The 15,438-nt window shown below is 37.2% G+C and carries 11 protein-coding genes; 2 read left to right on the top strand and 9 right to left on the bottom strand.

Annotated features, from left to right (window positions below; genetic code table 11):
- Both NSQ84_RS01280 and NSQ84_RS01275 read right to left on the bottom strand, forming a co-directional pair.
- On the bottom strand, positions 1-1,272 hold the full coding sequence (locus NSQ84_RS01280) for an FAD-binding oxidoreductase (protein ID WP_130157041.1): 1,272 nt from the start codon (positions 1,270-1,272) through the stop codon (positions 1-3).
- 1,088 nt (positions 1,273-2,360) lie between these two features.
- Entirely contained in the window at positions 2,361-3,446 is a 1,086-nt protein-coding gene (locus tag NSQ84_RS01275; protein ID WP_063386490.1) for a nitronate monooxygenase, read from the bottom strand.
- A gap of 399 nt (positions 3,447-3,845) precedes the next feature.
- Between NSQ84_RS01275 and NSQ84_RS01270 the strand changes: the two genes are divergently transcribed.
- Together NSQ84_RS01270 and NSQ84_RS01265 are read left to right on the top strand one after the other, a co-directional pair.
- Positions 3,846-4,688 (top strand): LysR family transcriptional regulator, encoded by an 843-nt coding sequence (locus tag NSQ84_RS01270; RefSeq protein WP_339212172.1) that lies wholly within the window; start codon positions 3,846-3,848, stop codon positions 4,686-4,688.
- Between the two features lie 1,466 nt (positions 4,689-6,154).
- Positions 6,155-7,531: an amino acid permease gene (locus NSQ84_RS01265; RefSeq protein WP_327856024.1), complete on the top strand. Its 1,377-nt coding sequence runs from the start codon at positions 6,155-6,157 to the stop codon at positions 7,529-7,531.
- A gap of 318 nt (positions 7,532-7,849) precedes the next feature.
- Here NSQ84_RS01265 and resA read toward each other — a convergent pair whose 3' ends face one another.
- From resA to NSQ84_RS01230, 7 genes are all read right to left on the bottom strand, one after another.
- Complete coding sequence (gene resA, locus NSQ84_RS01260) at positions 7,850-8,392, bottom strand: thiol-disulfide oxidoreductase ResA (RefSeq protein WP_327856023.1); 543 nt, start codon at positions 8,390-8,392, stop codon at positions 7,850-7,852.
- Positions 8,393-8,411: 19 nt separating this feature from the next.
- Positions 8,412-8,798, bottom strand: a complete 387-nt coding sequence (locus tag NSQ84_RS01255; RefSeq protein ID WP_327856022.1) for a FixH family protein — start codon at positions 8,796-8,798, stop codon at positions 8,412-8,414.
- An 89-nt stretch (positions 8,799-8,887) separates the two neighbouring features.
- Positions 8,888-9,658, bottom strand: coding sequence for an ABC transporter permease subunit (locus NSQ84_RS01250; protein WP_327856021.1), 771 nt, complete (start codon positions 9,656-9,658; stop codon positions 8,888-8,890).
- Between the two features lie 15 nt (positions 9,659-9,673).
- Positions 9,674-10,792: an ABC transporter substrate-binding protein gene (locus tag NSQ84_RS01245; RefSeq protein WP_063386484.1), complete on the bottom strand. Its 1,119-nt coding sequence runs from the start codon at positions 10,790-10,792 to the stop codon at positions 9,674-9,676.
- A gap of 103 nt (positions 10,793-10,895) precedes the next feature.
- Positions 10,896-11,756, bottom strand: a complete 861-nt coding sequence (locus NSQ84_RS01240; protein ID WP_063386483.1) for an ABC transporter ATP-binding protein — start codon at positions 11,754-11,756, stop codon at positions 10,896-10,898.
- 204 nt (positions 11,757-11,960) lie between these two features.
- Complete coding sequence (locus NSQ84_RS01235; protein WP_063386482.1) at positions 11,961-13,355, bottom strand: APC family permease; 1,395 nt, start codon at positions 13,353-13,355, stop codon at positions 11,961-11,963.
- A 454-nt stretch (positions 13,356-13,809) separates the two neighbouring features.
- Positions 13,810-15,201, bottom strand: a complete 1,392-nt coding sequence (locus tag NSQ84_RS01230; RefSeq protein WP_327856019.1) for an LLM class flavin-dependent oxidoreductase — start codon at positions 15,199-15,201, stop codon at positions 13,810-13,812.
- Positions 15,202-15,438: the final 237 nt, after the last annotated feature.

Here is a 15,438-nt window from a genome sequence, read left to right as displayed (position 1 = left end):
TTAAATCCCTCCCACAAATCGCTTCGGATTGAGAATGTTGTTCGGATCAATCTTTGTTTTGATTCCTTTGAAAAGAAAGAAATATGGCGGATTTTCCCCCCAAACCTCTATTTTCTGGCGTAAAATAAACGGCAAATGTTTAATGACTGCATACCCATTGAGCTCTTTGACAAAATTCCTTAAATGCTGAATTGCTGAAATGACGTTTTCGCTGCCGCCTCTTAAAATGATTTGACACAATCCGTGGCCTAATCCACCGTGGGCTTCGATAAGCAAATTGTGCGTATCCTGTAATAAATGGCTTTCCCTAATAACTTTTAGGACATCTAAATTGACAACTCCGATTTTCAATACTGCTTCAGTCTCCCCTGTCTGATTAGACACCCTGCCATTCGGGCTGATTGTATAAAAAGATTGCCAAAACTTGCGCGCTTTCTCTTGAGCAAGAATGGTCATTTTCGTTTTAGGAGGCTGAATGCTTTTTAGAAAAGATTCTTGGTAATGAACCGAACTTTCATTATCTTCAAAACTAATGGCCAATGTATAAAATTTTTCACCCGTTAGCTTTTCAGCCAAAGACGGACTTATCAGTTCCAGTGAGACAGGTTCCATCTGCGAATCTAAAAACGCCGCGGCAAATGATCGCATTTCAGCAAAATCTCCTTCTGTAAATGATAAAAGAACATTGCTTTCATATTTTGGCAAAGGACGGAGTTTTAAAGTGATTTCCGTCAAAACCCCCAAAGTGCCCATGGAACCGACAAAAAGTTTGTTCATATCATATCCGGCGACATTTTTCACGACCTTTCCGCCTGTTCGGATGACCTTGCCATTTGGATAAACAACTCGAAGCCCGATGACTGCATCTCTGGCGGATCCATATGCCAAACGTTTGGGACCGCTTTCATTCGCGGCGATAATACCTCCGATGGTCGCATAATCCGGCCAAGCAGGATCTAGAGATATTTTTTGGTTATGTTCTTCTAAGTACTGCTGCAATTCTTGAAATGGTGTACCTGCTTTCACTGTTAATGTCATATCTCCCACTGTATGCTCCACGATTCCTTTTAGATTTGCTAAGGAAAGCAAAATATCAGCCGAATCAATTAGACCGCCAAACCCCCGCTTTGTTCCTCCGCCCACAATGGAAACGGTTTTCCCATTTTTGTTTGCATATTGCAAGATGTGTGAAATTTCGTTTTCAGTTTTTGGATAGACTGCGACTTTTCCGCCATTTCCAAGTGGATGACCTTCATTTTCCTTTACTTCCATTTGACTTTCGGGGAAAACATCTTTTAATTCTGTGTACAACTCTCCTTGGAGCAAATCAAGCACCTCCTATGTTTTGTAATAAGAAACACCGTTTCTATAAATTCGCAAAAGAACAAGCGTTTTAAATCATTTTCTTTCAATCGACTGCAACACTTCTCTTATTACACATATTTGATATGTTATATGTTTACAATTATTAAAACACTCTTATGAAGATTTTTCAACGAATTTTTTGAATTTACAAAAAAATAAGAAAAATGAAATTCTATTAAACTTGCCGTACGTCAAGATGATCTGATGTATAGCCCCCTATCTTTTTTCTCCCTGCCAATATCCTATCAACGAAAAAAGAGACTGAATTGAAAAAGAATTTTTTATGGTCCTTTCCAAACAGCCTCTTTTGAACAAAAATTATTTTGTATCTGGAAGAAATATGGTACAAGCGACATCGAAAAATCTTATTATTCAGAATAGTCCGAAATGATAGCCCTCGGAAAAGAAATCCAGTTCTTGGGTAGAATAGCGCTTAAAACAACACTTAAACACGCATGCCTGGAAGTTCAAACGTTAGCTGTTTCAAAAGTACAATATATGTCAACGAACAACAGCAGCAAATTAATTGGATATTTAACAGCTGTTTATGGTTTCCACCCGTTTATACTAATGAAGAAAGGAACTAGAATACTACACAAGAAAATCCCAATCCCTACACCACTATAAAACAAACCGTTAAATATTTGCATATTATGCTTTTTCAATACTTGAAGCACTATACTAGAAACTAAGACAAAGACTACACCGCTGCTAAGGCCTGAAAAAAACCTGAAAAGGTACCAAAATATATTATTTACTGACCATTCCCATGAGCAGAGTCGTAAAAATGTTCAAAGCTAAAAATATCTTTAAATAAATTGATTCATATCTTCTCAAATTAAAAAAGCTAACAAATAAAGTTCCAGCCAAATTTCCAGCCATCGATTTAGTTATATTCAAGTAGGGGAGGATAGGGGTATAAGCAAATCTTCTGATCCCCATTACAATAATCAATGCAATAATACCGCCGCATAAAGTAAGCCGCGGTTTCATAGTCATCCTTTTATTAATGGGAAGTTACTTATAATTTCTTCTATTTGATTGATGATTGTTTCGATCAGTTCGGCGGCATGCAAATTTTTGCTTAGTCGAGGATTTTGCCCGCACCAAAGCGACATCCACTCTTTATTTTTCTGTTTTGCAGCTTCTGACCGGATATCTTGGGTGAGCATATTTTGAATCGGATAAGCTGGCAAAGCATCTTCATGCTCTTTCATTTTGATGATAAATTCATTTTTTAATCCCCTTGCTGGCTTGCCGCTGAATGCTGAAGTGATTACTGCCTGTTCTTCGGTACCGTTTAATATTGCTTCTTTATGGAGTTCATTTGCTCCGCTTTCTATACAGGTAAGAAAGGCTGTTCCCATTTGAACCGCTTGCGCTCCCAATACAAGAGAAGCTAAAACTCCTCTGCCGTCCATGATACCGCCAGCTGCAATAATAGGAATTGAAACATGATCCGCTACTTGCGGAATAAGGGCCATTGTTCCGATCATTGAATCATCAAAGGATCCTGCAAAACTGCCCCTATGCCCCCCAGCGTCACTGCCTTGAACGACAATCATATCCATCCCAGCCTCTTCATTCAATATGGCTTCTTTTACTGTTGTGGCTGTTCCAATTGTGACAATACCATTATTCTTTAATTGATGAATAATTTCTCTCTGAGGAATGCCAAATGTGAAGCTGCAAACGGGTACTTCATATTTTAAAACGATTTGAATTTGTTCATCAAAAACAGAAGTGTTGATTTGCGGAACATCATTCTTTTTTTCGATCCCTAACATTTGGCGGATAGGTTCCAGCAGTTGATTCGCTCTTTCAATTTCTTCTTGAATGACTGCCGGATGTTCAGGAACAAACAGATTGACACCAAATGGTTTTGAAGTCAATTCCTTTATTTTTTGAATATCCGACTCCAATTTTTCCGGCGTCATATAACCCGCCCCTATCATCCCTAGACCACCTGCATTGGATACAGCAGCAACAAGCTCGGGAGTCGTGATCCCTCCCGCCATTCCCGCTTGTATAATCGGAATTTTAATTGATAGTTTGTCTGTTATTTTTGTATGATTCCACATGCCATGTTCCTCCTTGCCTTATATACGTCAAATCTATAGGTTAACAATACAATAATCACAGCTGTTGGCATTCAATTAATAATGCCATTCATACGATTTGGTCAGCAGCAGAAAAAACGATCACCCAAAACTTAGTGAAACATCAGTTGTCCGGCTTTTTTATTTCTCTTGTTCCCATCCTTCCATCCTAAAATTCACATTATTGGACTGAAATCATGTTGTTCATTCAAGCTGCTTCTACATTCATCTGAAATTGACTTGTATAAAGATGAAAATTTATTTTTTTAATATTTCGCAAATTGTCTTCTATAAATAGTTTATGACCCCATTTTGATGGTGTAAAATAGAAAAAAATGATAATTGTTGTTATGAATCAATTTGAGTGATGGGGGAGAAATAATGTTTGAGCTACAAGATTTAAGAATCATTGCAGCAATAGCAAAAAATAAGGGGATTACGAAGGCTGCAAAAGAGCTTGGATATGTACAGCCCAATGTTACGGCTAGACTAAATAAATTAGAAAGCTGTTTAGGTTTTCCATTATTTATAAGAACCAAAAAAGAGGTTATTCTCACACCGAACGGCAAAGTCTTTCTTAACTATGCTAATTTGATTTTAAATTTGTGTCGCGAAGCTGAAAAAGCAATGAATAAACTGGCAATCCCCGATGGAGAATTAAACATAGGCTCCATGGAAACAACCTCCTATGTACGTCTTCCCCACATATTAAAACAATATTCAGCTAATTATCCTAACGTAAAAATTAAATTGCAAACCGGTACCACAAAAGAATTAATAGATAAGGTCTTACATCATGATATAGAGGGTGCATTTGTTGCTGGACCTGTTAATCATCCGGATCTTATCGAAAACGTTATTTTTAAAGAAAGACTGGTACTTATCACCAATACTCCTGACAATCCTCTTAAAAACAAGAAATGCACTTTAGTTGTATTTAAAGAAGGGTGTTACTATCGAGAAGTGTTTACCAGAATCATGAACGACTATCATATAACGATTCAAAATGTAATAGAGGTAGACGCCGCACAAGCTATTTTAAATTGTGTTCGTGCAGGAGTTGGAATTTCTTTGATTCCCGAGTCTATGTCAAAATTAACAAAAAGTCTATACACATATCCCATTGATAAGGACTACGTAAACGTAGATACTGTGTTTATCACTCGTAAGTCACTTGCCAAAACATTAGCTTTTAACAAATTTGTTGAACTTTTAACTCTATAAAAATGAAGCAACAAGTTTTTTCAAGAAAATCATGAATGATTGAATTCATAAAATAGCTTTCTTTTCTTTTGATAAGTGACTCCTTTCCTCTTTCGATTTCAAATTTTTCGGTATTTTTTCTTTTTGTCAGATCCAATAATTTTTTCGTGCTAATTGTTATTTGAAAAACTGTCGAGGACCGTGTTTCAGAATCAATGGGGTTTCTGTTTTTCTTCACAGCGGTAAAAAGGCCACATCATGCGGGAGAGGGAACATCTCTTAAATATCTATAGCTTATCAGCCTATTGAAGTAAGCAAAAAATTTTAGATGGATGAAATTTACAAACCTTGCAAAACCTTTTAGAGATTGTATTAACATCTTTTAATTCGAATTTTTAATTAATTGGATCAGCTGTTCATATTTTACAGTGTGATCAACACAACTTTAATTTTGCCTCTCCTTTTGTACCAATTTTTACCTAAATCAGTATTTGTGAAATGCACTTCATTTTCTAATCTTGAAAGGAAACTGCCACAAATTTCCTATTTTCCAAATATAATCACCACTCTGAACAAAATTTATGGTAATATATTGAATATTGCAGCATGTTTATTTTACATTTTAGCTACTGCACTATTTATCGCAATAAGAGGCAGGATACTGCCACTCTAATAGAGTAAACGAAAGTCAAGAAGCAATAAATAGACAATAAAAGGTTTGTTTCACTTTTCTCATAGTCACAGCAAAATCGTGATGCTCATCCAATAGCGAAACATTTTAAAAACATGGCTTGTACTCTATATAACACCTTGTCCATGAATCTTTGGCATTTTTCTCGATGGATGGCAAGCGGTTGAAGTCTAGACTTGCCGCTATTTTTGTATTATCAAAAATTGAGGTGCTTGTCTCGTTTTTTTTGTGCACATTTTCACAAATAAATTCAGTTTGACTTGTTACATTAATTTTTGAAGCAAGGTTTCACTTATATTTTTTACACTTTTTCAACTGTGCCTTGCTTGTAATACTTGAACTTTGTTATTTTTTCTGTTCTTAAACAAACCGTGCCTTCATTACATCTGTCAATTTCCCAGCCGGTTGTAATAGAAATTGGCTGATTTCTCGGAGTATTTATTCGCGATTTTGCCTTACATGTTTGTAACCAGTAGGGCAGGAAAACTTGAATTAAATAGTTTATCTATAGGTTTATTTGATCATAATAACGGAAGTAAGGAAAATGATTTGAACATTTTTCCTTTGTATCATTCAACAAATTGAACGTCTAAATTTGTCGTTTTATACAAAAAGAAATTGAAATATAGTATGATAAAATTTATTCAAATCTAAATGTAAGCGTCACAATTTGATTATCAAGAGGAGTTGCGGGGAATAATAACTTAAATTTTTCGATCATGAAATCTGACATATGATGACCTTCGCAACAGAACATTGAAAGGGATTTCATTTATAAACTTAAGGAGGAACGATCATGGAAAATCAGCTGCAAAGAGGTTTAAAAGAAAGACATATTACACTGATTGCATTAGGTTCTGCAATCGGAGTCGGGCTGTTTTTAGGATCTTCAAGCTCAATCAAGCTGGCAGGTCCCGGTATAATGTTATCCTACCTTTTCTGCGGAATCATTTTATTTTTCATTTTAAGAGCGTTAGGAGAAATGGCTGTCCATCATCCCGTTGCCGGTTCATTCAGCCAATACGCCAATGATTATCTTGGTAATCTGGCAGGATATATTACAGGGTGGAATTATTGGTTTGTATGGGTCATTACTTGTATGACCGAGCTGACAGCCGTTGGAATCTATATGGAATTTTGGTTTCCGGAGGTTCCGCGATGGATTTGGATTCTGGCAGCATTAATCATCATGATGAGCTTTAACTTTCTTCAAGTCAGTGCTTACGGTGAGTTGGAATTCTGGTTTGCCCTAATCAAAATTATTGCGATTATCTTTATGATTATTATTGGCTTAGCCATGATTTTGTTCGGATTCGGCAATAACGGAGTTCCTACAGGAATCAGCAATTTGTGGGAGCACGGCGGCTTTCTTCCTAACGGTCTTGAAGGTGTCTTAATGTCATTTCAAATGGTTATGTTTGCCTTTCTAGGAATCGAAATGATCGGCGTAACAGCCGGTGAAGCAAAAGATCCGGAAAAAACGCTGCCTAGAGCCATTAATTCTACTTTACTTCGTATATTAATTTTTTATGTGGGTGCGTTGTTTGTCATTTTGTCCATTTATCCGTGGAATGAAATCGGGACAAGTGGAAGCCCCTTCGTTTTAACCTTTGACAAAATCGGTATCCCGGCCGCAGCAGGCATTATCAACTTTGTCGTTTTAACCGCTGCCCTTTCCTCCTGTAATACAGGAATTTTCAGTTCGGGACGTATGTTATACAACCTTTCCCATAATGGACAAGCTCCGAAGGCATTTGGCACATTAAACAAAAAAGGCGTTCCTTTTAGAGGGGTTATGGTTACATCAGCCGTTTTATTATTCGGAGTTCTGCTCAACTATTTAGTACCGGCTAAAGTATTTACTTGGATTGCATCTATCTCAACATTTGGCGCTTTATTGACTTGGTTTATTATTTTATTAGCACAATGGCGATTCCGAAAATCGATTACACCTGAACAACAAAAAAATATCAAATTTAAAACCCCGCTATACCCGTTATCCACTTTCATTGCAGGGGCGTTTCTCATATTTGTCGCAATTCTGCTCGGCTACTATCCAGACACAAGAATCGCCTTAATAGTCGGTCCGCTTTGGGTTGCCATTTTAGTCATTGCATATTACGCTGCCAACTTGAATAAAAGACAAAACGAAGCTGAAGTGAAAGAGACTTGATCGTTTTGGACAGCGGTTCGCTATCGAATGTCTTACTTTTAAAAATGCGGTTTACAATTTTCTAACCGCCTGATCAATCGTTAAGAGGCCCCCATCTCTGATAGGGGTTCTCTTTTCGTTTTGATCTGGTATCTTTCGAAAAGGAGTCTATATTTTCAAACGATCTTTCAAGCTGCATTTAAAACTTTTTAAGGGGGACTGCAAATTTTTGAATAGTTCAATTACATTTATTAGGTTTACAGGCTATTAGCCATAATAAAGCCGAGGAAGCGATGACACTTGGAACAAATTATTCAATACCTGCAACACTTAATTCCATCATTTCGGAACGATACTGTCTAAATGTTGACGAACAGCCTCTTCGGTCATTTCGCCGGTAATTTTATCCACGATTTCTCCCTTTTCATTAATGAGAAAAGTAATCGGAAGGGTTTGAACTTTGTATAGATCGGCTGTATCTCCTTTCCAATCCAACAAAACGGGAAAACTCAATCCTTTTTTAGATACGAATTGATCCACTAATATTCTTGGTTCACCTACATCAACGGCCAGAATTTCAATTCCTTTATCTTTATATTCTTTATAAGCCGATTCCAAATACGGCATTTCTTTTTCACAAGGAGGACAATAGGTTGCCCAAAAGTTAAGCAGAACCCCTTTTCCTCGATAATCTTCTAAATTGACTTCATTCCCTTTTAAATCAATTAAAATAAAATTAGGAGCAAGGGTTGTTCCAGTTGAAGCAGTTGCTCCTTTGTCCTTAATAAAATTACTATAAATTGCGTAACCAATTCCTAAAACTAATATGGAAGCGATGACCCCCCGTATGAATAGCACCACCTGTTTTCTTTTATTATTCATTTAAATAGTCTGACTCCTTTCACTCCGTTAAATGAAATGAGAGAATGGGCATTTCATGAAGGCCTTGATAATCGACATGAGCAATCACTTGATGTTCACCTGGCTCAACAAATTTCACATCTAATTGATAGATTCCATCTTCGTTTGGCTCAACAGGCAATCTGCCGAAAGATACTCCATTTTCGATCACTTCAAACGTAACTTTGGCTTCTTTGCTCACATTTTCAGTCCCGTATGTCACTTTTGAAGTAAATGTCACTTTTTCATTCAGCTGAATCTGTTTTGGATCACTTTCTAATGTCACTTTTAATTGTGGCTCTTCACTATTTTTTTGTTGATTAGCTGAATTGGAACATCCAGCCAGCAATAGCATGAACAGAACAAGAACCGTAACTATTATTCGCATCATACTACTCCTTTATGGAACGAAGACTCTTCCTTTTCTCATCAGCGCATTGCCGGGAAAAAGAAGAGTCTTACAATTATTATATTTTTTTAATTGGCTTCATTTTTTAAATTTGTCCAGAACAACAGACGCTTTTTGATTTTTTCAAAAACGATCATGGTAATCAGAATGACAATACTATTAAAAATAATTCCTGCCAGAACTAAATCATATTGAGTAAAATCGGTGTAATACTGTATAAAGCGACCCATTCCTGATTCAGCACCAAACATCTCTACCATTATTAAGACAATAAACGCGAATGCGAGAGATGTCCCGACTCCATTCAAAATTAACGGCGAGCTTGCTGGAAGAATCATTTTCAAAAACAAGTCTTTTCCCTTCAATCCGATTGTTTTTGCATTGTCCCAGTATGGTTTGTCTATTAAAAGCACCCCTTGAATCGTGCCGAGAAAAATAGGCCAAAACGTTGCAATGAATAAGATAAAAATCGAAGCCGATTTAAAAGATGGAAACAATGCAATTGCATACGGAACAAACAATGTCGGCGGAAGCGGGCTGAAAGTCTGGAAAAACGGCTCTAAAATGGCACGGAATCGATGATGCAAACCAAAGTATAAACCGCCGCCAATCCCTAATACGAGCGATAACACAAAACCAGGAACTAATAACCCCATTGAACTGACAAACCCTTGCAACAATTCCTTAATGGCTTTCACAAACGCCATGACAACAATTTCAGGAGATGGAAAAATAACTGGATCAAGCAATTCAGTGAAATTTGTAATGTAAATCCATAGCCCAAGAAGGGCTACGGCGATCAGAGTTGAATAAATATAAACATGTAAAAACTTTTTCACAGTATCTCTCCTCCCCTATAAATTTTGTTTTTTAAATCTTTCTAATACCTTTTTGTAATATTCATCATTTGGATTTTCTTTAATTAGTTCGTCTAATGCCTGTTCATAAAAAGTCAGATTCAAATGAGAATTAACATCGATTTTCTTTGCATCCTCTTCTTTCACATATCCAATTTTTATCATTCTTTCCCACACTTCTAAAGTTTCTTTTTTATTCGGATCAGCTGAGTTAATTAAATGCGGCTCATTAACAATTTCATTAATCTGCTCTTTAGGTAAATTTTTAAATCTGTCTAATGAAGCTTCTAGATTTTTTTCAGGGCTTTCCAATTTCACACGTTCAGCTTTAATGAGGGCCTTCATAAATTTTTTATAAGCAATTGCTTGATCATCTGAAATCTCGCCTCTTACCGTCACACGGCAGCAAGCAGCATTTTTATCCAGATCATTAATCCATAGAATAGGAGCTAAACCTAATTTCAATGTTTTTGTTAAATGAGCTGTACCCGATACCCCGACATCAATTTTCCCTGTTTTTACAGCCTCAAGTATGGCAGACAACGTTTTAAATTCTACAAATTTTACATCCTTATGGATATCAATGCCTGCTTTCTGAAGCTCCGATTTAAAGTAAACATCATTCGTATGCAAAGGTATAGAACCTATTGTTTTTCCTTTAAAATCTTGTAACGTTTTATATTCGTCCTTATGTTCTTCTTTTACAACAATCGGATGTCCACCTTCCATATGACCGCCAATCAGCTCAAAATTTGAACCTTGGGCAATAAAATTCAGCGGAGCAGTTGAACCGAAAGTTAAGCCGATATCAATTTTTCCTGCCTGCAATGCATTTAATCCGTCTGCTGAACTTTGAAATGGCACCATTTCCACTTTTAAATTCTCTTCTTCAAAAAATCCTTGATCGATGGCAATATCCGCAAGAGGTGCACCATATATTGAACCATAACCAACTTTTAACTCATATGTTTTTTCGTTATCCTTCTCTTCAGCTTTTTCACTTGACGATGCATTTTGTTTTGATGCTGCTTCATTTGCAGTTTCTTTACCGCCGCAAGCGGATAAAACTAAAATAGCTGATAAACCAATCCCGATTAGCCAATTTCTCTTTTTCATTTTTTTCCTCCTCTAATACACTCCAACTATATACTCTAAAAATTCATGTGTCTTTGTAAGGAATACGGTATATTTTTTTTACAGATTTTAAGACATTATTTGTTTAAATTCCTGAACCATCCACAAGAGCTTCCTTACTTTCCTCTAATTTGTCGAAAATGCCTTGGTTCATGACACCTAAAACATAATCTCTGAATTTTACAAATTCTAAGCTTTGATATAGCTGTTTCCGATTTCTCGGCTTAGGAAAAGGAACGTCAATCACTTCCGCAATTCTCCCTGGCGGCCCCGGGGTAAACATGACAATGCGGTCCGCTAAGAAAATCGCTTCTTCTGCATCATGTGTGACAAACACAATGGTTCTCTGCTGTTCCCTATTCACTTGAAGGATTAAATTTTGCAAATGTATTCTTGTCAACGGGTCAAGTGCCCCGAATGGTTCATCCATGAACATCAAATCTGACCCTATTGATAATGCTCTCGCAATCGCCGCACGCTGGCGCATCCCGCCGGACATTTCCCCTGGATATTTATCAACAGCATGACTAAGCTGAACTAATTCCAAATAACTTTGGGCCAAGTGTTCTAATTCCTTTTTTGTTTTTGATTTTTTCAGCTTTTGCCTTAATGCCAGAATGACATTTTCTTTCGCTGTCAGCCAAGGAAATAGCGAGTAGTCCTGAAAAACAACAGAGCAATCTGGTATAGAGTCAGTAAGTAATTGATTATTGACGAAAATTTCTCCTTTATTAGGCCGGGATAATCCGATTAGCAATCGTAGAAGTGTACTTTTTCCCGAGCCGCTCGGTCCCATAAAGACGATAAATTCTCCTTCTTTTATCGTTAAATTAATATCTTGCAGGATTTCTAAGCCGTCGTACTCAAAATAAATGGATTTAACTTCAATTTTATTTTGGTCTGCGATTTCCTTTTGCTCTGCGCTACGATTAAGAACCATTGCCATTTTTGATCCACTCCCTCAGTTGATTTTAAATTTTAAAATTACTGATTGTTCTGTGATCCCTTCCTTTAACTGCTAACTAACCAATTTTACAAACAACTTCACTTTCACAATTTCGTTTTCGGCCTTTGAATTCCGCAGTCAGTTTGCCCCGCCAAACCGCACTTCATTTTCACGATTTCGTTTCCAACCCTGTCCTCCTTTTTCCTATAATTCTTCTTTTTTTAACAACGGTCTGAAGTTTGCCGAAATTGGCGACTTCTTTTTCACAGTAAACCATGAGTAAATGAAACTGACCACACATAAAGCAAGAACAATCCAAGGAAAATAGCTTACCGGTTCCGGCTGACCGGGCTGCACCATCGCCCAAATAGGGATAAGAATACTGAGCAAGCCTAATGATGGAAACAAATATTTTTTATGAAAAGGCCATTTTTCTTTTTTATAAAATATAACTGCAAGATTTAATAAAGAATAAATGAGCAAGAGCGGGATCGTGCCAATTGTACTGAGATAACCGAATGCAGTTACCCATCCTTTACTAAGCAAACCAATTAAAATCGCAGCCAACATTCCTAAGATAAAAAGAAGTGTCAGTGTGCCGATAGGCGTCCCCCATTTTGAAACCCTTGATAATTTTCTATAAATTAATCCTTCTCGAGCTGAGTTAAACGCAATTCGGGAGAAGCCGTTCAAGCAGGCGATGGTCATTCCAAGTATGCTAGTGAATCCTGCAATAATAGCTAATACAGAAAAGCTGCCTAAATACTGATTAGAAAGATCAATAAACGGATTAGTACTTTTAACTAAATCGTCAATATGATTCGAAAATCCTTGAATAATACTATAATTGACAAATATATAGAAGACCGACATGATCGCAATGCTTACGAGAACTGCACGAGCAGTATTTCGTTTTGGATTATCCGTTTCTTCTGCCAAAGCAGCTGAGTTTTCAAAGCCAATAAACAAATAGATCGCAAGCGGAAAGGCTAAGCTAAGTCCTGCTATGCCATTCTGAATTGAAGAAAATGCAAAAGGCTTTAAAGATAACGGCGCTGGCGGATGCAATAAAACTAACACTGAAACGAAAACAAGGACTGCAACCTCAATGAATAATGCCACCGCAGCAATTTTAGTCGAACTATAAATTCCCACCACTGTAATGGCCCAAACGATTAAACCTAAAATAATAGTAGGGACGATCCAATGAATGTGAATGTTATATAAGGCTAGTGAATCAGATGTCCATCCCCCAAGCTCAATAAAAGCTGAGCCGGCTAAAAAGATAGTACCGATTAAAAAAACAAGTGAAGCTGTAGTGCCGACAATATCACCAAAAGTCATACTAATATACTTGATGAGCGATCCGCTGCTAGGATGAATTTTTGAAAAATTTGTTAAGCTGAGCCCAACCATTGTGATCGCTACTGTAGCAAGTAAGAGTGTTAACGGAGATCCAATTCCCGAAGCCGCAAATATAACTGGGAATCCATAATATATTGCTGCTGCTGGAGCCATTTGCGCCAGCGTAGAACTTATGGCATCAAAAGCAGTTAGTTTTTTCTTTGGTTTCAGCTGGATTTTTAAATTTTCTTCCATTTCTCCACCTCCTCATAGTTTTTATTCAAAAGTAGTTTTTAATAGGGTTTCAAACTTGCGCCTCAATAGGCTGCGTCATTTTTTCCTTATCCCGTACGAAAGGGAAATGGAATCCCCCTTCCGTCGAAATAATGTAAAATTCGATCGGACACTTGCTTTTGTGTACCTATAAGCGCCGTTAAATTGGCTTTCAATTTTATCCAAGATCGTTTTCCGAGCTTCTTCTCAGAGCTTGCATCTCCATTGCATAAAATCGCTGGGCTTCTTAACCAGCATATCTTTCATTTCAGCATCTTTTCTAGCAGCAGAGATGCGTTGTTCCAAGCTTACTTGAATGAAGTTTGACTTGATGAAGCATTTTATTCATTTCTCCTTCCTGAAATATAATTATTCATATATATTTAGTCGAATTTTTGAGTAAAAATCTCGGTAAAATCTATACTTCTCAGTGTAATTATTTTTTCTGCAACAGGCACCCGAGGTTTCGATATTTTGCACCTATATGATTTTCTGATAAACGAGAATTTCCTTTTCCAAATAATTTCTCTCGAAGAGTTCCTTCTTCATAATCTTTTTTCAACAAACCTCGTTTCTGAAGTTCAGGCACTACGAGATCCACAATATCCTTAAATGTTCCTGGTGTAATTGCATAAGCCAAGTTAAATCCATCAATATCAGTTTCATCAATCCATTCTTCAAACGTATCAACAATTTGTTCAGGTGTTCCAACTATCACTGGTCCCATGCCGCCAATGCCTGCGAAATTTGCCAGCTCGCGAACGGTCCATTTCTTATTTGGGCTTGCCTTTGTTAGTGATTCAAGCATGGATCTAACGGCATTTGTCTCAATGTATTCAATTTCTTGATCAGGTTCATATTTAGAGAAATCCACTCCCGACCAGCCGCTCAGCAAGGAAAGTGCTCCTTCATAACTGATATATTGGGATAAATCCTCATATTTAGCCCGCGCCTCTTCCTCCGTCCGGCCAACAATTACCGTCATTAATGCAAACACTTTAATGCTTTGAGGGTTTCTTCCCAATGAAGCTGCCTGAGCTCTTAAATCCTTGACATATAAAGTGATCGCTTCCTTTCCAGGAGCAGAAATAAAGGTGCATTCTGCATGTTTAGCAGCAAACTGACGGCCTCTAGTTGAACCTCCAGCCTGATACAAGACAGGAGTTCTTTGCGGCGACGGTTCACATAAATGTATACCAGGCACATGAAAATATTTACCGTGATGGTGAATTTCATGAACCTTTGTCGGATCTGTAAAAATTCTTTTTTCTTTATCTTTTATGACCGCATCATCTTCCCAGCTGCCTTCCCATAATTTATAACAAACTTCGATATACTCTTCCGCAACATTGTATCTTTCCGAATGGATAAATCGATCTCCAATATCAATATTTCTTGTCCCGCTTTCTAAGTACGAAGTCACAATGTTCCAAGCAATCCTTCCTTTTGTTAAATGATCCAATGTGGACATCCTGCGTGCAAACGTGTAAGGATGTTCAAATGTTGTCGAGCATGTAATTCCAAAGCCTAAGTGTTGCGTTGCGTTCGCCATCGCCGAGACAAGCATCATCGGATCATTTACGGGCACCTGTGTCGCTTCACGTACTGTTGTAGTTTTATCTCCCCCGTACACATCATAGATCCCGATTACATCAGCAATAAACAGGCCGTCAAACCGACCTCTTTCCAAAGTTTGAGCCAATTCAACCCAATAATCTATATTCTTATAACGATACGACTGATCTTCAGGATGTACCCATAAGCCTGGTGATTGATGGGCCACACAATTCATATCAAACGCATTTAAATAGATTCGTTTTTTCTTCATGTTACTTACCTCAAACTCTCATTTTTTATTGGTGTTAAAAAGTTGCTGTTAAACAAAACAGAGACCCATTTCCAAGCTAAATTAAACTTGAAAAAGAGTCTCTGGTTGTCCAGTCAACTATCATTTATTTTTCAATGTTTATTCTATTTTAGAATAATTTGATGTAAAAGAAGGAGGCACCCCATTTCAAGATAAGTTTCAACTTGAATTGAGAGCCTCCGGTTTTCCAGTCAGCTT

Source organism: Aeribacillus sp. FSL K6-3256, from assembly GCF_037965805.1.
Taxonomy (GTDB): Bacteria; Bacillota; Bacilli; order Bacillales; family Aeribacillaceae; genus Aeribacillus; species Aeribacillus composti.
This window is presented reverse-complemented; position numbering and strand designations above follow the sequence as displayed.